Origin of the sequence: Delftia sp. S65, from assembly GCF_016516495.1 — a bacterium.
Lineage (GTDB): Bacteria > Pseudomonadota > Gammaproteobacteria > Burkholderiales > Burkholderiaceae_C > Comamonas > Comamonas acidovorans.
In genome coordinates this window covers 29613-48271 of record NZ_JACVUR010000022.1, presented here as the reverse complement: position 1 = coordinate 48271, position 18659 = coordinate 29613, and the positions used below count along the sequence as shown (strand labels likewise).

Annotated in this window: 16 protein-coding genes; 5 read left to right on the top strand and 11 right to left on the bottom strand. The window is 69.1% G+C overall.

Annotated features, from left to right (window positions below; translation table 11 throughout):
* The first annotated feature begins 44 nt into the window (after nucleotides 1-44).
* From IAE24_RS17830 to IAE24_RS17815, 4 genes are read left to right on the top strand one after another with little or no spacing between them, the layout of a single operon-like run.
* A complete protein-coding gene (locus IAE24_RS17830; RefSeq protein ID WP_199961292.1) occupies nucleotides 45-4190 on the top strand; it encodes a YhdP family protein in 4146 nt (1381 codons plus the stop codon).
* Nucleotides 4187-5002: a carbon-nitrogen hydrolase family protein gene (locus IAE24_RS17825; protein WP_034389761.1), complete on the top strand. Its 816-nt coding sequence runs from the start codon at nucleotides 4187-4189 to the stop codon at nucleotides 5000-5002. Before IAE24_RS17830 ends, IAE24_RS17825 begins: the two co-directional genes overlap by 4 nt.
* Before the next feature lie 35 nt (nucleotides 5003-5037).
* The gene (locus IAE24_RS17820) at nucleotides 5038-7125 is read left to right on the top strand and encodes a two-component system sensor histidine kinase NtrB (RefSeq protein WP_442778747.1); all 2088 of its coding nucleotides are present in this window, start codon (nucleotides 5038-5040) and stop codon (nucleotides 7123-7125) included.
* Between the two features lie 16 nt (nucleotides 7126-7141).
* Nucleotides 7142-7771: a response regulator transcription factor gene (locus IAE24_RS17815; RefSeq protein WP_012202778.1), complete on the top strand. Its 630-nt coding sequence runs from the start codon at nucleotides 7142-7144 to the stop codon at nucleotides 7769-7771.
* A gap of 5 nt (nucleotides 7772-7776) precedes the next feature.
* On the opposite strand, the gene IAE24_RS17810 is transcribed toward IAE24_RS17815, so the two are convergent.
* The 3 genes from IAE24_RS17810 to IAE24_RS17800 all read right to left on the bottom strand — a co-directional run bounded on the left by IAE24_RS17810 (nucleotide 7777) and on the right by IAE24_RS17800 (nucleotide 10171).
* Entirely contained in the window at nucleotides 7777-9051 is a 1275-nt protein-coding gene (locus IAE24_RS17810) for an amino acid deaminase (protein WP_199961290.1), read from the bottom strand.
* Between the two features lie 105 nt (nucleotides 9052-9156).
* Nucleotides 9157-9855 (bottom strand): OmpA family protein, encoded by a 699-nt coding sequence (locus IAE24_RS17805; protein WP_199961289.1) that lies wholly within the window; start codon nucleotides 9853-9855, stop codon nucleotides 9157-9159.
* 145 nt (nucleotides 9856-10000) lie between these two features.
* The gene (locus IAE24_RS17800; protein ID WP_016449371.1) at nucleotides 10001-10171 is read right to left on the bottom strand and encodes a hypothetical protein; all 171 of its coding nucleotides are present in this window, start codon (nucleotides 10169-10171) and stop codon (nucleotides 10001-10003) included.
* Here IAE24_RS17800 and mltA point away from each other — a divergent pair.
* Nucleotides 10170-11354 carry a murein transglycosylase A gene (gene mltA, locus IAE24_RS17795; RefSeq protein ID WP_034389752.1) on the top strand — a complete coding sequence of 395 codons (1185 nt, stop codon included), beginning with the start codon at nucleotides 10170-10172 and terminating at the stop codon, nucleotides 11352-11354. The two genes, IAE24_RS17800 and mltA, sit on opposite strands and share 2 nt — an antisense overlap.
* A gap of 126 nt (nucleotides 11355-11480) precedes the next feature.
* On the opposite strand, the gene IAE24_RS17790 is transcribed toward mltA, so the two are convergent.
* From IAE24_RS17790 to IAE24_RS17755, 8 genes are all read right to left on the bottom strand, one after another.
* On the bottom strand, nucleotides 11481-12242 hold the full coding sequence (locus IAE24_RS17790; protein WP_199961288.1) for a 5'-methylthioadenosine/adenosylhomocysteine nucleosidase: 762 nt from the start codon (nucleotides 12240-12242) through the stop codon (nucleotides 11481-11483).
* 111 nt (nucleotides 12243-12353) lie between these two features.
* The gene (locus IAE24_RS17785; protein ID WP_199961287.1) at nucleotides 12354-13151 is read right to left on the bottom strand and encodes an aspartate dehydrogenase; all 798 of its coding nucleotides are present in this window, start codon (nucleotides 13149-13151) and stop codon (nucleotides 12354-12356) included.
* Between the two features lie 54 nt (nucleotides 13152-13205).
* On the bottom strand, nucleotides 13206-14012 hold the full coding sequence (locus IAE24_RS17780; RefSeq protein ID WP_012202883.1) for an IclR family transcriptional regulator: 807 nt from the start codon (nucleotides 14010-14012) through the stop codon (nucleotides 13206-13208).
* A 22-nt stretch (nucleotides 14013-14034) separates the two neighbouring features.
* Complete coding sequence (locus tag IAE24_RS17775) at nucleotides 14035-14865, bottom strand: alpha/beta fold hydrolase (protein WP_233626265.1); 831 nt, start codon at nucleotides 14863-14865, stop codon at nucleotides 14035-14037.
* 173 nt (nucleotides 14866-15038) lie between these two features.
* Complete coding sequence (locus IAE24_RS17770) at nucleotides 15039-15569, bottom strand: cupin domain-containing protein (protein WP_012202881.1); 531 nt, start codon at nucleotides 15567-15569, stop codon at nucleotides 15039-15041.
* A gap of 200 nt (nucleotides 15570-15769) precedes the next feature.
* The gene (locus IAE24_RS17765) at nucleotides 15770-16966 is read right to left on the bottom strand and encodes an MFS transporter (protein ID WP_199961311.1); all 1197 of its coding nucleotides are present in this window, start codon (nucleotides 16964-16966) and stop codon (nucleotides 15770-15772) included.
* Nucleotides 16967-16988: 22 nt separating this feature from the next.
* Complete coding sequence (locus IAE24_RS17760) at nucleotides 16989-17873, bottom strand: NAD(P)-dependent oxidoreductase (protein WP_199961285.1); 885 nt, start codon at nucleotides 17871-17873, stop codon at nucleotides 16989-16991.
* Between the two features lie 136 nt (nucleotides 17874-18009).
* A complete protein-coding gene (locus tag IAE24_RS17755) occupies nucleotides 18010-18600 on the bottom strand; it encodes a TetR/AcrR family transcriptional regulator (RefSeq protein ID WP_013804518.1) in 591 nt (196 codons plus the stop codon).
* Nucleotides 18601-18659 lie beyond the last annotated feature (59 nt).

The following is an 18659-nucleotide window of genomic DNA, read 5'->3' as shown; positions in this document are numbered from 1 at the left end:
CCTGAGGGTGCCGGTCATAATTCCCGTCATAGCTGATGCCGCCGATGATCGAACCGAAACCGCACCCCACACGCCTGACCCGTTGGATGGCCGGCCTTGCGCGGTGGTCACTGGGGCTGGTCCTGGCCTTCTGGCTGGTCCTGGGCTCCGTGTGGGGGGTGCTCCATGGCTGGATTGTGCCGCGAATCGGCGAATGGCGTCCTCAGCTGGAATCCCTGGCCTCACGCACGCTGGGCCTACCCGTGCGCATAGGCAGCATCACGGCCCGCAGCGAGGGACTGGTCCCCCGGTTCGAGCTGGGCGACGTGGTGGTCGAAGACCCAGAACACTCCGCGGACGCCCTGCGCCTGCCCAGCGTGGTGGTGGCCGTTTCGGCCCGCTCGCTGATGCGCCTGGGCGTGGAGCAGATCTATATCGACCGCCCCGAACTCGTGGTCCGCCGCGCGGCCGATGGCCGTGTCTTCGTGGCGGGCATCGAGATCAGCCCTTCATCGGGCGGGGACAATGCCGCCGCCGACTGGCTGTTTTCCCAGACCGAGCTGGCCCTGCGCGGCGGCAGCCTGCTGTGGGTGGACGAGCTGCGCCAGGCACCGCCGCTGGCCTTGCGCGATGTGGACCTGGTGCTGCGCAACAAGGGCTGGAGCCACGGAATCCGCCTGGATGCCACGCCGCCCGAAGGCTGGGGCGAGCGCTTCATGCTTGCCGGCCTGTTCCGCGAACCGCTGCTGTCCACGCACGAGGGCAACTGGCAGCGCTGGAGCGGACAGGCCCATGCGATGTTCACGCAGATCGACCTGTCCCGGCTCGGGCAGTACATGGATACGTCCGACCTGCGCCTGCAGCAGGGCCGGGGCGCACTGCGCGCCTGGATCGACCTGCGCCAGGGCCAGCCCGTGGGTGCCATGGCCGATGTGGCGGTGAATGCCCTGCAACTGCAGTGGCGCGAAAACCTGGAGCCGCTGCAACTGCAGGCGCTGACGGGCCGGCTGAGCGTGCAGCACCAGGATGGCTGGCGCTTCGCCGCGCAGAACCTGGAGTTCTCCACGGGTGACGGCCTGCACTGGCCTGCCGGCAATCTGCGCGCGCGCTACAACCCTGCGGGCGCCAGCACGCAGGGGGCGCTGGGCGAGCAGGGCGAGTTCCAGGCCGATGGCATTGACCTGGCCATCCTCGCCCAGCTGGGCCAGCGCCTGCCGCTGCCCGAGCAGGTGCAGCGCCATCTGGCCGACATGGCCCCGGCCGGCCAGCTGCGCCAGTTCCAGGGAAGCTGGCGCGGTCCGCTGCAGGCTGTGCAGCAGTACAAGGCCAGCGGCGAGCTGCAGCAGCTGTCGATCGACGGAGTGGCATCGTCCGAAGGCCCCACGAAGCCGGGCATGCCCGGCATCAAGGGCCTGAACGCGCGCTTTTCGCTGGACCAGGACGGTGGACAGGCGCAGCTGGAGATGGAGGGCACGGGGCAGCAGCCAGCTGCGCTGTCCTTTCCTGGCGTCTTCGAGGAACCCGAGATCCCGCTGCACCGCCTGCAGGCCAGCCTGCGCTGGCAGTTGCGCGGCCAGGCCATCAGCGTGCAGGTGCCCAACCTGCGCTTTGCCAACGATGACACCGAAGGCGAGGCCCGTGCGCAATGGCACACCGGCGACGGCAGCGACAAGCACCCGCGCTTTCCGGGCGTGCTGGACCTGCAGGGCCAGTTGCGCAACGCAGACGGCACGCGCGTGCACCGCTACCTGCCGCTGGAAATCCCCGCCGATGCGCGCCACTACGTGCGAGAGGCCATCCACGCCGGGCGCGCAAGCACGGTGAACTTCAAGGTGCGCGGCCACCTGGACCACGTGCCGGCCGAAAAGCCCAGCCAGGGCGAGTTCCATATCGCTGCCAAGCTGCATGACGTGCACTATGAATATGTGCCGCCCCATCTGCTCACGCATGGCGAGGCGCCCTGGCCGGCCCTGGTCGATCTGTCGGGCGAGCTGGTCTTCGACCGTTCATCGATGGCCGTGCGCAATGCACGCGGCGAGTTCGCGGGCTACCCGCAGCTGCAGATGCGCGACATCCAGGCCAGCATTCCCAACCTGGGCCACACCGAGGTGGCCGTGACCGCCAAGGGCCAGGGCCCGCTGGCCGACATGCTGGGCGTGGTCAAGACCTCGGCCCTGTCGGCGCTGACCGGGCACGTGCTGGACGGCAGCGAGGCCACGGGCGCCGCGCAACTGGCCCTGCAGCTGCAATTGCCCATCGACCATCTGGACCGCAGCAAGGTGTCTGGACAGGTCACGCTGGCGGGCAACTCACTGCAGCTCGATGATCAGACGCCCCATCTGAGCCAGCTGCGCGGGGCCGTCAAGTTCTCCGAAACCGGCTTCTCGCTGGCCGGCCTGCAGGCGCGCGCGCTGGGCGGTGAGCTGCGCGCCGATGGCGGCATGCAGGCGCTGGCGCGCAATGCGCCGGCCACCGAATCGTCCGTCAAAGTGCGCGTGCAGGGCACGGCAACGGCACAGGGGCTGCGCGAAGCCAGGGAGCTGGGCTGGGTGGCCGACCTGGCCCGCCATGCCGAAGGCCAATCGCCCTATTCCCTGCTGCTGAAGGTGCGGCGCGGAACACCCGAAATCCAGGTCCAGTCCAGCCTGCAAGGCATGCGCATCAACCTGCCCGCCCCGCTGGGCAAGGCGTCGGAGTCCATCCAGCCATTGAACGTGAGCCACCAGCTCGCACCCGCCAGCTTCACCTCGCCCGATGCCCCGCTGCGCGACCAGATCAGCGTGCAACTGGGCGATACGGGCTCGGTGTTCTATGAGCGCGACATCAGTGGCAAGCACAGCCGTGTGCTGCACGGCAGCATCCTCATCGGCCAGGAAGCGGGCACGGCCTCCACTTCGGGCCAGGGCGTGCAGGCCCACGTGCAGCTGCCGCTCTTCAATCTCGACGACTGGCTGGCACTGGCGCCGCAGTCCAGCGGCGCCAAGCCGGAGCCCGCCGATGCCGCGGACCCGGCGCGCGAATACCTCCCCGACCGGCTGACCCTGCGCGTCAAGCAACTGCAGGCCAAGGGTCGGCAGCTGCGCGACGTGGTGGCGGGCATCTCGCGCGATGGCGGCTCGTGGCACAGCAACCTCGCCTCCCAGGAGCTTGACGGCTACGTGGGCTTTCGCGAAGGCACGGATGCCCAGCCCGAAGGGCAGCTGGTGGCCCGGCTGTCGCGCCTGACGGTGCCCGAGGCCAAATCCGACCGCGTGGACGCCCTGTTCAGCGAGGGGCCGCGCCAGCTGCCGGCCCTGCAGATCGTGGTGGACGACATGCACCTGTCAGGCCACGCCCTGGGCCGCCTGGAAGTGGAGGCCCGCAACCGCCCCGTTCCCGGCGATGCGGCGGCGCGCGAATGGCAGTTGTCGCGCTTCAACATCGCCACGCCCGAGGCCACGCTGACGGCCAGCGGCCAGTGGCGCCTGCCCCAGGGCCAGTCCGAGCACCCGGGGCGCAGCCAGTTGCAGTTCCAGCTGGACCTGCGCGACGTGGGCAAGCTGCTCACGCGCTTCGATATGCCCGGCGTGGTGGGCAACGGCAAGGGCGTGCTGCAGGGATCGGCGGGCTGGACGGGCTCGCCCATCACGCCCGACTTCCGCAGCCTCTCTGGCTCCATGCACCTGGATGTGCAGACCGGCCAGTTCCTCAAGGCCGAGCCGGGCCTGGCCAAGCTGCTGAGCGTGCTCAGCCTGCAGGCGCTGCCCCGCCGGCTGACCCTGGATTTCCGCGATGTGTTCAGCAACGGCTTCGCCTTCGACTTCATGCGCGGCGACGTGCAGATCACCGACGGCGTGGCGCGCACCAACAACATGCAGATGAAGGGCGTCAACGCCGCCGTGCTGATGGAGGGCACGGCCGACCTGGTCCAGGAGACGCAGAATCTGCATGTGGTGGTGGTGCCCGAGATCAATGCCATGACGGCCTCCCTGGTGGCCACGGCCATCAACCCCGTGGTCGGCCTGGGCAGCTTCCTGGCGCAGGTGCTGCTGCGCGGCCCGCTGATCGCGGCGGCCACCAAGGAATTCCGCATCGACGGCAGCTGGGACGAGCCCCAGGTCACGGCCCTGCCGCGGCGCCGGGCCACGACACCCTCCGATCCTGCCGCCAACAGCCCCGCCAGCACGCCCTCCGGCGCCACCGAGCCCGCTTCTTCAGGAGAGAACCCATGAAAATCGCAGCCCTGCAAATGGTGTCGGAACCCGATGTGCGCGCCAACCTCGACCAGGCGCTGGCCCTGCTGCGCCAGGCGCGCGACCAGGGTGCCGAACTCGCGGCCCTGCCCGAGTATTTCTGCGCCATGGGCCTGCGCGACACCGACAAGCTGGCCTACCGCGAGAGCTTCGGCGCAGGCCCCATCCAGGACTTCCTGCGCCGCGCAGCACGCGAGCTGCAGCTGTGGATCGTGGGCGGCACCCTGCCCCTGGTGGCCGATGACGATGCCCATGTGCTCAACAGCTCGCTGGTGTTCTCGCCCCAGGGCGAATGCGTGGCGCGCTACGACAAGATCCACCTGTTCCACTACGACAACGGACGCGAGCGCTACACGGAAGCCGCCGTGGTCCAGGCGGGCCACACGCCCGTGACCTGCGATATCACCTCGCGCGAGGGCGAGACCTGGCGCCTGGGTCTGAGCGTGTGCTACGACCTGCGTTTTCCCGAGCTGTACCGCCGCCTTGCCGAGCAGGGCGCCGACCTGCTGCTGGTGCCCGCCGCCTTCACCCACATCACGGGTCTGGCGCACTGGGAAGTGCTGCTGCGCGCCCGCGCCATAGAAAACCAGGCCTACCTGCTGGCGCCCGCCCAGGGCGGCCACCATGAAAACGGCCGCCGTACCTGGGGCCACAGCCTGCTGGCCGATCCCTGGGGCATGGTGCTGGCGCAGCAGGCCGAGGGCGCCGGCGTGGTGCTGGGCGAGATCAAGCGCGAGCGCCTGGCGCATGTGCGCCGCCAGTTGCCGGCCCTGGAGCACCGCGTCCTGTGAATCCACCGCACCCGCCAATGCCGCCCATGCCGCCCATGCCGGCCATGTCACCGATGTCGCCCATGCCCGAAGGCCGCTGGCCCTGGCGCCGCTGGCGCACGGCCTGGCGCCGCTGGTCGCTGTGGAGCATGCTGGTCGCCCTGGTCCTGAGCATGCTCGTCACCATGGTCTGGCTGGCCGGGCGCTACGAGGCCTCCCAGGTCCAGGACAAGCTGGAGCGCGACACGGCCAATGCCGTGGCCGACATACGCGCCGCGCTCAACCGCAACCTGCAGGACCTGCAGGCACTGAACGCGCCCGACAACGAGCCCGCCGAATGGAAGACCCGCGCCGCCGAGCTGCTGCAGGTGCGCCGCGAGCTGATGCGCATCGAGTGGCGCGACGCGGGCCTGCAGATCCGCTCCCATGCCGAGACCCCCTATCGCAACGTGCAGTGGGAAGACCAGCTGCGCACGAACAACACCCACCCCGAGGCCGTGCTGACCTGCACCCACGCGCGCCGCCTGAACGGCCCCGCCTACTCGCCCAGCTACTTCCAGCTGCTGGCCGAGGGCCTGGGCACGGAGATGATGGAGGTCTGCCTGCCGCTGACGCAAAGCGGCCACATCATCGGCTTCGTCATCGGAACCTACAGCCTGCAAAGCCTGCTCATCACCCAGGTCAGCAAGAACCTGCCGCGCACCCAGGAAGTGTCCTTCACCGAGCCCGACGGCACGCGCCTGGCCCTGCTGGGCGCCTCATGGCGCGGCACGCGCATGTTCACGGCGCAGCAGCTGCTGGACCTGCCCGGCAGCACCCTGGTGCTGCGCATGGACAGCTGGCACCGCGCGCCCAGCGTGTTCCCCAACGTGCTCACGGCCCTGGTGACGCTGATGTCCATCGCCCTGGTCTCCGTGGTCGCCGTGCTGGTGCGCGACAACCGCCGCCGCCTGCGTGCCGAGCGCGACCTGGGCGATGCGCTGGCCTTTCGCAAGGCCATGGAGGACTCGCTGGTCACGGGCCTGCGCGCGCGCGACCTGCAGGGCCGCATCAGCTATGTGAATCCGGCCTTCTGCAACATGGTGGGCTTCACGGCCGAGGAGCTGCTGGGCCTGAGCATCGCGCCCTACTGGCCGCCCGAGCGCGCCGAAATCTACGCGCGCCGGCGCGACAACCGCCTGTCCGGCAACGCACCGCCGCCGCGCGAGGGCCACGAAAGCATCTTCATGCGCAAGGACGGCACACGCATTCCGGTGCTGATCTTCGAGGCGCCGCTGATCAACGCTCAGGGCCAGCACACGGGCTGGATGAGCGCCTTCATCGACATCAGCGAGCAAAAGCGCATGGAAGAGATCTCGCGTGCCTCGCAGGAGCGCCTGCAGGCCACGGCCCGCCTGGCCACCGTGGGCGAAATGGCGTCGCTGCTCAGCCATGAACTCACCCAGCCGCTGGTGGCCATCTCCAGCTACGCCACGGGATCGCTGAACATGCTGGGCAGCGACGACGGTGCGGCAGGCAGCGCCGGCAACGAAGCCCATCTGCGCCAGCAGTTGCAGGACTTGCGCATGGCCATGGAGCGCATCAGCTTCCAGGCCGACCGTGCAGGCCGCGTGATCAAGAGCGTGCGCGACTTCGTGCGGCGTCGCGACCAGTCCCGCGAAGTCATAGGTGCCGCCGAACTCATAGACGCCGTGCTGCCGCTGGTCAGCCTGCAGGCTCGCAACCTGGGCGTGCGCGTGACCACCGATATCGAGCCCGGCCTGTCGCCCGTGCTCTGCGATCCGACCATGATCGAGCAGGTGCTGCTCAACCTGGCGCGCAACGGCATGCAGGCCATGGACTCGCCCGAGACCGTGGACCGCGAACTGCAGTTGCGCGTGCGGCGTGCGGCCGCCAGCACGCGCCGCAGCTGGGTGGAATTCGCCGTCATCGACTGCGGCAGCGGCATCCCCAAGCATGTGGCGGAGCAGTTGTTCACGCCCTTCTTCACCACGCGCAACGAGGGCATGGGCCTGGGCCTGAGCCTGTGCCGCACCGTGGTCGAACAGCATGGCGGCCACCTGCAGCACAGCCCGCACAGCCCGCGCGGAACCGTCTTCGCCTTCACGCTGCCGACCCACAACCCGGCACAGGTGGAACCATAGATGGAACAATAGGCCCATGGAACCTGTACCCGACGCCACCGTCTACATCGTCGATGACGACACCGATGTACGCGAAGCGCTGGCCTGGCTGCTGCGCTCGCGCCGCCTGCTCAGCGAATGCTATGACAGCGCAGAGGCCTTCGACGCCATGCTGCAGTCGCGCCCGCCACCACGCAATCCCTGCTGCCTGCTGCTGGACATGCGCATGGGCGGCATGAGCGGGCTGGCGCTGTTCAACCTCATGCTGGAGCGCAACCAGATCGCGGGCATGCCCGTGATCTTCCTGACCGGCCATGCCGACGTACCCACGGCCGTGGACACGGTCAAGCGCGGCGCCTTCGATTTCTGCGAGAAGCCCTTTTCGGACAACGCGCTCGTGGACCGCATCGAGCAGGCGCTGGAACTGTCAGCCCAGCACCAGGCCGAGACCCGCGCTCGCGAGGCCGTGCGCGCGCGCTTCAACGAACTGACGGAGCGCGAGCGCGACGTGATGCGGCTGGTGGTGGAGGGCATTCCCAACAAGCTCATCGCCGACCAGCTGGACATCAGCGTGCGCACCGTCGAAGTCCACCGCGCGCGCGTCTTCGACAAGATGCAGGTCAAGTCGGCCGTGGAACTGGCCAACCTGCTGCGCACGCACGGCTGACTCCTTCAGAAATACGTGGCGATCACGTCCACCACGTCATAGCGGTCATTGACGACGGCCATCTGCCGCCATTTGTCGAAGGTCAGGCAGGGGTGGGAGATATCGAAGGCCAGCATGTCGCCGACGCGCAGGCCATCGTCCTCGGCCACCTTCAGGAAAGCATGCTGGTCCATCATGGCCGTGACCTCCCAATGGGGCGGTGCGGCCACCGGCGCGGCATCACCGGGGCGGTAGCGCAGCGCGGGCCGGGGCGGCACGGCCTCGAAGGCGGTATCGCGCTTGCCCAGCGCCACGATGGCGCGGCCGGGCTCGGGCAGTGACTGCACATAGGCCCAGACCTGCAGCGCAGGCAGCAGGCTGGCACGCATCTGCTGCGCCACGGGGTTGGTCTGGTCGATGCGCTGCTGCGCTGCCTGGTAGATGCCCGCGTCATGCGTGAGATAGCAGCCCGGACGCAGCACCAGATCCAGGGGACCGCCAATGTCGGCCTTGCCGAATTCCTGGGCCACCACGTCGTACCAGGCCGAGCCGGCCCCCGTGAGCACGGCCGGGCTGCGCTGCAATCGTCCATCGCTTGCGAGCCGCTCAAGCCAGTGAACGGCGCGCCGCAGCAGGGTGCGGATGGCATCCTCTTCCTTGAGCACGCCCTCGTAGACCTCGATGCCGGCCAGTTGCACGGCCGCGCCAGCCTTTGCCAACGCGTCCAGCAGCGGCTGCATCTGCGCATCGGAACGCACACCCGTGCGCCCGCCGGGCGGGCCCAGCTCGATCAGCACCTGCACGGACTGGCCCGCCGCGCCAAAGAAGGCCGCCAGTTGCTCGACCTGCTCGGCGCAGTCCACCAGGCAGAAGAACTCGAAACCGGGGTCGGCCAGCAGCTCGGCCACGGCGGCCATATTGCGCCGTCCGATCAGCTGGTTGGCCATGAGCACGCGGCGCACGCCGTGGGCATGGGCCACGCGTGTCTGCTGGGCGGTCGCCAAGGTAATGCCCCAGGCGCCCGCATCGATCTGCTGGCGGAACAGGCGGGGCGCCATGGTCGTCTTGCCGTGGGGCGCTAGCTTGGCGCCGTAGGCGTCCACAAAGCGCTGCATCCAGGCCAGGTTGTGCGCCAGGCGCGACTGCGAGAGCACGGCGGCCGGCAGGCCCAGATCCTCGCGCAGCAGGTTCCAGCCCTGCGCTGCGGCGTCCTGCGGCGCGCAGGGCGCCGGCAGCGCACCCAGGCCCTTGTCGAGCGGGCTGACCACGTCGGCCATGCCTGCTGTGCTTGCTTCACTCATACGACTCCCCATTGATGGATGGGTGCCAGCATAGGGCAAGGCAGGTGGCCGCCCACGCAAAAACGCCCCGCGTTGCGGGGCGTTGCATCCGGGCCAGAGCCGGGATCAGCGGGGCTGCTGGTACTGCGGCTGCTGTTGATACTGGGGCTGCTGCTGTTGCTGCGGGATCTCGCCCACGAAGATTTCCACGCGGCGGTTCATGGCGCGGCCGCTGGCCGAGTCGTTGGAAGCCACGGGCTGGTGCGACCCACGGCCTTCGGTGGCGATGCGAGCGCCCGAGACGCCGCGCATGGTCAGGTAGTTGCGCGTGCTGTTGGCGCGGTCCAGCGACAGCGGGTTATTGATGGCGTCCGAGCCCGTGCTGTCGGTGTGGCCGATGATGCGCACCTCGGCATTGGGGTTGTTGCGCAGGCCTTCGGCGAAGCGGTCCAGGATGGGGGCGAAGTTGCCCTTGATGTCGGAACGGTTGGTATCGAACGAGATGTCGCTGGGAATGTCGAGCTTGAGCTGGTTGTCGGCCGTCTGGCTCACGTTCACGCCCGTGCCCTGGGTGGCCTGCTCCATCTCGCGCTTTTGCTTTTCCATGTTCTGCGACCAGATGTAGGTGCCCAGTGCACCCACGCCGGCACCGATCACGGCGCCCGTGCCGGCCCTGCCGCCGGTGACCGCGCCCAGCACGGCGCCGGCTGCAGCGCCCACGCCAGCGCCCGTGGCCGTGCGGCGCTGGGTGTCGCTCATGTTCGCGCAGCCGGAGATGAACAGTGCGGCAGCCGTTGCGGCGGCCAGAACGATGTGCTTGCGCATGGGAAACTCCTTTTGAATCTTGGGAACGCGCCGTGCGGTAGCGCCAGGGTCCCCATTGTGGAAAGCATGCTGCGCACAGCCTATCAGTGCGGGCAGGGCATACCCGTAGGACGGCGCCCGCTCCGCGAGGCTGCTTTCGGGTCCGTCACGGGCCGCTGCGATCCTGCCCGGGAGAGGGTTTGTCTGGAGACGGATGCGAATCCCGTGGCGTGTCCACGGGCAACTCGCCCTTGCGGCGCCCGGAGAACATGGTCCACCACACAATAGCGACCAGAATCACCAAGGCCAGCAGTGCTTCGAGCAAAATCAACCCCATGAATTTCCACCTCCTGCGCCATGCCGCGATGGCGCTGATTGTAGGGACGCTGGTCGCCTGCACGACCACCACCAAGCCGGTCTATGACCCTTCGCCCGTGCCCGACCTGCAGCCGGGAGGCCCGGTCACCGTGACACCCAGGCCCCCGCTGGTCACCAGCACTCCCACCAAGAGCCGCTGGATCGCAGCCGACTGGAGCGAATTGCCCGGCCTGCAGGAAGACGCGCTGCACGAAGCCTGGAATGCCTGGCTCAAGAACTGCGAACGGCCCAGCTCGGTCTTCGCGGGCCTGTGCCGGGACGTGCGCCAGCTGAGTATTGCCACGGGCGACGAGCAGCGCGCCTGGCTCATGGCCAATCTGCAGCCCTACCGCATCGAAGCGCTGGGCGGTGGCCCGGACGGCATGCTGACCGCCTACTACGAGCCGCTGTTCGAGGCACGGCGCCTGCCGGGCGACGGCTTCAACGTGCCGCTGTACAAGACGCCGGCCGGCGCCGGCTTCGGCAGCCGCAAGCCCTGGTTCTCGCGCCAGCAGATCGAGACGATGCCCGAGGCCCAGGCGGCCCTGGCAGGCCGCGCCATCGCCTGGCTGCGCGACCCCGTCGATGCGATGGTGCTGCACATCCAGGGATCGGGGCGCCTGAACATCACCGAGCCCACAGGCGCGCAACGCACGATCCGCGTCGCCTTTGCGGGCACCAACGACCAGCCCTACAAGAGCGTGGGCCGCTGGCTGCTGGACCAGGGACTGGTGCGCGACGCCACCTGGCCCGGCATCAGCGCCTGGGTGGCCGCCAACCCCGGCCGCGTCAATGAAATGCTGTGGAGCAACCCGCGCTATGTCTTCTTCCGCGAGGAGCCGCTGGAAGGCCTGGACCTGCAATTCGGCCCCAAGGGCGCCCAGGGCGTGGCCCTGACCCCGGGCCGCTCCATCGCCGTGGACAAGCAGAGCATTCCCTACGGCACGCCGGTCTGGCTGTCCACATCCGGGCCCACCGTGGCCCTGAACCGCCTGGTCTTTGCCCAGGACACCGGCAGCGCCATCGTCGGCGCCGTGCGTGCCGACTACTTCATGGGCTGGGGCCCAGAAGCCGGCGACCTGGCCGGCCGCATCAAGCAGAACCTGCGCCTGTGGGCCTTCTGGCCGCGCAGCCTTGCCAGCCAGGCGCCGCACTTGAGGTGATTTCCCCTGAACCGCCGCACGGCGGCGGCTCCTGTACGACGCCTGGGGTGTCCTGGCCGCCGTGCAGGCAATGAAAGCCTGCAAGGCGGGATGGGGCCGGCACCATCGGCTTCAAGGCGCTGGTGCTCAGCGCGCCACTGGAAGCCGTTTCAGAAACCCATCAACAACCCGCAACGCATACCGACTCGCCACCACCCGCACAAACTCCGCAAAGTCCACATGCGCACTGTCATCCGCCCGATCGGAAACAGTCCGCATCGCCGCAAACGGCACGCCATAGTCCAGGCAGGCCTGCGCCACGGCGGCGCCTTCCATCTCCACCGCCAGCACCTCATGCCCTGCAGCACGCAGGCCCTGCGCCAGCGCGGAAGAGGCGCCCGCCGTGCCCACGAACTGGTCACCGCTGGCAATCAGCCCCTGGTGCGCGCGCGGCGCCGTGGTGGCGTGGGCGGCGCGCAGGTCTTCGCCCGCCTCGGCCACGCAGGCCTGGGCAGCCGCCAGCAGCGCGGCGGTCATTTCAGGGTCGCAGGGCAGGCGCGTGCGTCCGTAGCCGGGCATTTCCCAGCGCGGGAAGATGGGCGAGGCGTCCAGGTCGTGCTGCAGGTATTCGTCGGCCACGACGACATCGCCCACGCGCACGCCTTCGCCCAGGCCGCCGGCGACGCCGGTGAAGGCGATGCGGCGCACGCCGAAGCGCTCGATCAGCGCCGTGGCCGTGGTGGCCGCCGCCACCTTGCCTATGCCCGACAGCGCGCAGACCACGTCGTGCCCATGCAGGCGCCCGCGCCAGAACATGCGGCCGGCGTGGGCCGTGCCCTGGGCGTCGGACAGGGCATGGACCAGGCCTTCCTGTTCCTGCGGCAGGGCACTGAGGATGGCGATGGTCATGGTGGCTTCTCTTTCAACGTTCCAACGGCACAGGCAAAAAGCAAAGGCGGCCCGGGGGCCGCCTGCGGGGCGAAAGCGCCCATTGTGCCGCGAGCCTGTGCCCGGTGCGGCTCAGATGGCGATGGCCGTGGCCTGGTTGAGCACGGCGCGCACCACGCTGTAGACGGTGAGGGCCGAGGTCTTGGGGTTGGCCTCCAGCGGCTTGCCGCGCATGGTCAATTCCATGGAACCGAAGGCGCCGCGCGCGGCCACATGGTGCACGTTCTCGTCCACGGCCGGGTCGGCGTACAGGCGCACCGTGGTGCGGTCCAGGCCCATGCCGGCCAGCGACAGGGTGGCGGCCACGTTGGCGTTCTTGGGGTAGAGCTGGGCGGCCTCGCGCGCGCTGCCTTCGAAGATGCAGAAGGCTTCCTTGAGGCTGGCGAGGTCGCAGCGCTGTTCTGCGGGCGTGCCGGTCCAGGCCAGGGGCGGCTTGCGGCCGGTGTAGACCACTTCGTCCAGGCCGCCGATGCGGGCTGCGGCCAGCGCATCCACGCCGCCGATGGCGCCCGACAGCAATTGCACCTGGGTGTCTCCGGCCTCGGCCGCCGCCTGCACGGCCTCGGCCATGCCGGGGGCGCTGAGTGCGCCGATGGAGGCCACGACGGCAGGAATGCCGCGCCGCAGCGCGGGCAGCACATGCTCTTCAATGGCGGTATGGCCTGCGCATTCGACGATGAGGTCGGGCCGGTCCTCAGTCGTCAGCGCAGGCAGTGCGCGCGCCTGGGGCGCATGCCGGGCCAGGGTGGCGCGCACGGCGTCCGTCACTTCGGGCACAAGCACCCAGCCCACCTGCACCGCGGCATGGCCCTTGAGCAGTTCGAGCACGCTGGCGCCAATCGCACCGCAGCCAATCACAGCAATATTCATCGTCATTTCTTTCTGAGCAAGAACGCGCTGAAGGCCGGTGGGGGCACCGTCTCCTCAGCGCAGAAAACCAGGATGCTGGGTGCGCAGGTGGCCCGTCAGTTCGACGGCGGCCTCGCGCACCTGTTCCACCCAGTGCGCCATGCGCCCGGGTGCGATTTCGGTAAAGGCCACGGCCATGCCCAGGCCCGCGATGATGCGGCCCTGCGCATCGCGCACGGGCGCGGCAATGCTGGAGACGCCGGGCTCGTAGAAGCCCTCGCCCATGGCGTAGCCGCGCTCGCGGTCCTGCAGCAGCAGCTGCTGCAGTTGCTGCACGTCACGCGGGGTGCTTTCCGAGAATTGCGGCAGTTCGCTGCCGCCGAAGAGTTCGCGCAGCTGGTCTGCGTCCATGTCCTGCAGCAGGGCGCGGCCCAGCACAGTGGCATGGGCGGGCAGGCGCGAGCCCACGCGCACGGCGCCCTGGAAGGCGCCGGCCGGCGCAATGCGCGCCACGTAGACCACGGAGGTGCCGTCCAGCAGCGCCAGGTTGGTGGTGAAGCCCAGGCGCTCGCACAGCGCCTGCAGCACGGGCTCGGCCAGTTGTGCCAGCGGCTGGGTGGACAGGTAGTCGTAGCCCAGGCGCAGCACGGACAGGCCCAGCCGGTACTCGGTGCCCGAGCGTTGCAGATACCCCATGTTCTCCAGCGTCGTCAGCATCCGGAACACCGTGGAACGCGGCAGCGCCAGGGTGCGCGCCAGGTCGGGCGCGCTCCACACGGGCTGCGAAGGCGTGAAGCAGGCCAGCAGGCGCAGGCCGCGCTCCAGCGCGGGGACGGTGTAGCGGTCGTTGTCGTTCGAGAGGGTTTCTGAGGTGTCGCTCATCGCAATTCGGGCCGGTAGGCCATCAGGTCAGCAGGGTGGCCAGCCTCTGTGCGACATCCGCAGGTTGTTCGACGACAGAGGCATGGCCGGCTGCCGCAAGCGTAACGTACCGCGCGCCCAGCCTTGCGGCCCAGGCCGCGCAGGCGGTGGGCGGCGTGACCACGTCGTGCTCGCCCACCCAGACCTCGACCGGCATGGCCAGTTGCCCCGCCGCCTGCCCCAGGTCGCTGCCGCACAGCAGCTCCACGGCCTGGGCGTAGCCGGCAGCATGCAGGCGCGCCGTGTTCCAGCGCACCCATTGGCGCACGGGCTCGGGCGCGGCGGGCGAGACCAGGCGCTGGTCGATGGCGGCGGCCAGGCCTTCGATGCCTTTTTCCTGCAGGGCCGCAAGACGGCCCTGGCGTACCTTGGCCTGCTGCTCGCCCATGCCGGGTGCGCCATAGCCGCCAGCGGGGCTGATCAGCACCAGTTGCTGCACGCGCCCGGCACCGGCCTGCACCGCCCAGGGCGTGCCCATGAGCGCACCCAGCGAGTGACCCACCAGCATGCAGCGGCGCACGCCCAGCGCCTGCAGCGACTGCTCCAGCACGCGGGCGTAGTCGGCGCCCGTGGGCGCGTCGGGTGCCAGCGGCGTGGAGCGGCCATAGCCGGGCGCGTCCCAGGCCAGCACGCGCGTGCGCGGCGCCAGCGCCAGGGCCACGTCCATCCAGGAGGCGGCGCCCGAGCTGATGCCGTGCAGCATCACCACGGCAAAGGCCGAGGCCGTGTCGCCGGCCTCGCGCCAGGCGACCTGAGCGCCACCGGGCAGGGCGATGAGGTGTTCGGGGAACTGCGCCTGAAGGCGCTGTTCCATGCATGCTGTTACCGAGGGGGTCATTTCAGTTATCCATGGCGATGGCATGGCCCTTCAGCCATGAGACTGGCACGATCCAAGCCAGGGACAGCAAGCAAGGGCCGCCCCGCCGCGAGGCTGTCGTCCCCCTTTCAAGGGGGAAGGCGCGAAGCGCCTCAGGGGGTGCTCCATTTCTAACGTTTGATTTTTGCCAGGGGGTGTTCTGGGGGATAGGTGGGCGTGATGGGCTTCTTGGCGCCCAGCATCACGCACATCAGCGCGTCTTCGTCGCCGATGTTGATCTCCTCGCGGTACACGCCGGGCGGCACGGAGACCACGTCGCGGTCGGTGAGGATGGTCTCGAAGCGCTGGCCGTCCTTCTCCAGCACGAGCTTGAGCTTGCCGCGGATCAGGAAGAAGACTTCCTCCACATCGGTGTGCAGGTGCGAGGGGCCTTCATTGCCGGCCGGGATGACCATGGTGGAGAAGGTGAAGTTCTCGGAAGGGATGGTGTTGCTGTCCGCAGCCACGCCCGTGCCGCCCGTGCCGATGTAGCGCATCTGGCCACGGCGGTACTTGGGGTCGAAGTCGGCCTGGAACTTCAGCGCGTCGAAGTCGTACTTGCGCGTGGAAAACCGCGCCACGCGCGATTCCATCCATTGTTCGAAGCTGGAGCCTTCCGGCTGGTCCCAGGTGCGGGGCGTGTTCTGAGCGGATTCGGACATGTGTCTCTCCATCAACGTCGGTGGAACATGGCGGGGAAGGCGCCATTTGTTTTATCCATGAATCACAGTTCATGGGGTAAAACAATTATAGGAAGATTGATCGCACGCAACAAGGGCCACATGCGCAGCGGCATGTGGCCCCTTTGCTGCCCAGTCTGTTGAGGGAACAGCGATGCGGGTGCAACAGCGATGCGGGTGCCTCAGGCAGTCATGCTGCGCCGCCCAGGCCGAAAGCCCGCATGGCTGGCTGGCCAGACCACGGACAGGCAGGCCAGCGCCAACACCACCAGAGCCCAGGGCAAGGCGGAGGCACCCCGCCAGCCCAGCAGCAGTCCGCCGGCCACGCCGCCGCTCGCCACGGCCAGGTTGAAGACCGTCACCAGCATGGACTGGGCCACGTCGGCGCCCTCGCCTGCCGCGTCGGCCAGCGCGGTCTGCAGCAGCGTGGGCGCGCCGCCAAAGCTCAGGCCCCAGGCCGCAACCCCGATAAGAACGGCCACGGCCGACTGCCCGGCCAGGCCCAGCACCAGCGCAGACACGGCAAACAAGGCCAGGCTCAGCACGGTGAGCGCGCGCAGCCAGCGGTCCACCAGCAGGCCCGTGAGCCAGATGCCGGCAATGGCCGCAAGGCCGAACAGCAGCAGCACCACATCCACCCTTTGCCCCAGCCCTGCAGAGACCAGGAAGGGCGCGATGAAGGTGTAGAGCATGTTGTGGGCCAGCATCCAGCCGAACAGCGCCAGCAGCACGGGGCGCACGCCGGGCACGAGCAGGATGCGCGCCACGGGCTGGCGTTGGTGCGCCGTCTGCCCGGCGTAATCGGGCACACCCAGCCGCACCCAGGCCAGCAGCAGCAGGCACAGCGCCGACAGCGCCCAGAACACGCCGCGCCAGTCGAACAGGCTGCCCAGCCAGGCGCCCAGCGGCACGCCGGCCGCCAGGGCCAACGGCTGGCCCACGCCCGCCACGGCCAGTGCGCGCCCCTGCAGATGCGGCGGCACCATGCGCCGCGCATAGCCGGCCACCAGCCCCCAGATCACGCCCGCAGCCATGCCTGCGGCAAAGCGGGCGACCAGGGTCAGGCCGTAGTGGCCGGACAGCGCGGTAAGGCTGTTGAACAGCAGCAGCCCGCCCACCGCCGCCATGAACAGCGGCCGGCGCCTGAGCCCGCGCGTGGCGGCCACGACGGGAATGGCGGCCAGTACCGAACCCAGCGCGTACAGCGTGACCATCTGGCCGGCCATGGCTTCGGACACTGCCAGGCCCGTGCCGATCTGCGGCAGCAGGCCGGCCGGCAGGGTCTCGGTCATGATGGCCAGAAAGCCTGCCATCGCCAGGGCCAGCAGCCTGCCCAGCGGCAGGCCGGTGTCGCCGGAGGTGTCCATGGGCTGGTTCATTGCCTTTTCCTTGCTGAGCATCTCAGGCATGGGAGGCTGGATGGGATGCCAGGTGGGATGCCGCCATGTCCTTGTCGCCATGCCCGGCGGCCAGCGCGCGCTCGAAGCGGCGCAGCCCGGCCTGGGCGCCATCCAGCAGCAGGCCTGCGCCGGCGGCGGCATCGGCCACCAGCTGCGCGTCCTTGACGGCATTGGCCACGGTGAAGCTGGCGTCGTAGCGGCCTGACAGCATGGCAGCGGCCTTGGCCTGGAAGAAGCCGCTGTCCATGGGCCCGCCCGTGACGGCATCGACCACCAGGGCCGGTTCTATGTCCAGCCCCTTGGCCAGCGCCAGGCTTTCGGCCAGGCCATGCGTGAGTGCGAAGGCCCAGTGGTTGAGCGCCAGCTTGAGCCGGCTGGCGGCGCCTGCCTGCTGCGCAATCCACAGGCTGCGTTTGCCGATGGCATCGAACACCGGCTGCGCCTGGCCGCGCTTCGCCAGCGGGCCTGCGGCCAGGATGACCAGTTGGCCCTGCTCGGCCGGCTGGCGCGTGCCCTGAACGGGGCAGTCGTAGAACACCAGGCCATGCCGATCGGCGAACTGCGCCAGCGGCGCGATGGCGTCCACACCCACCGTGCTCAGTTGCAGCCACAGTGTGCCCGGCTGCAATGCGGGCGCTGCAGCCTGCATGGCCTGCAGCACGGCCGGCCCGTCCTTGAGCACGGTGACGACGATGCGGGCGCCACGCACGGCGTCGGCTGCATCGCCGCAGGCCTGAACGCCGTCGGCCGCAAGGGCCTGGGCCTTGGCGGCCGTCCGGTTCCAGGCGCGGACGGTGAAGCCCTTGCGTTGCAGGTTGCGCGCGACGGGCGCACCGATCAGGCCCGTGCCGAGCACGGCAATGGTGGTTTGAAGGTTTGAATGCATGGGAACTCCAGGGTGATGAGAGAGTGAAACGGACACGGAAAATTGAAATCCGGATTACTGGAACGATCATTCCAATTTGAGGAAAATAAAAACCCGCAACGGCACGACATGCGCGCGGCGGGTGACGGGTGGCCGGCTATTGCGCCTGCAGCGCCATGTCGACCACGTCGACCACATCCATCAGGCACTGGCGGCGCTGCGGCGCGCTGCTGCCCTTGCCCAGCACGCGCAGGCCCTGCACGGTGTTCAGGACGAAGCGCGCCAGGGCGCGCGGCTTTTTGCTGTCGGTGATGTCGCCTTCCTGCTGGCCGCGCAGGATGAGCTTTTCCAGCGCCTTTTGCAGGCGCTGGAAGTTGCCGGCCACCCTCTCGGCCACGGCCTCGTCATGGCCGGCCAGCTCCAGCGCGGCATTGGCGACCAGGCAGCCACGGCGCCCGGCATCGCTCAATTCGTCCTGCACGATGCGCAGCAGCAGCTGCCGCACCAGGTCCCGGGCGCGCCCCGGGCCGGACAGCAGTTCCACGTTGGAGGTGGTCACGGCCTCATAGCGGCGCAGCGCATGCTGGAACAGCCCCTGCTTGTTCTCGAAGGTGCCGTACAGGCTGCTGCGCGACAGGCCCGTGCCGTCCACCAGGTCCTGCACCGAGGTGGCCGCGTAGCCGCGCTGCCAGAACACCTGCATGGCGGCGTCTGCAATGTCATCGGGGTCGAAGTCCTTGGTGCGCATGGTGGCTCATTGAATTGGAACGATCATTCCACTCAATGTAGGCGGCCGTTTCACGGCTG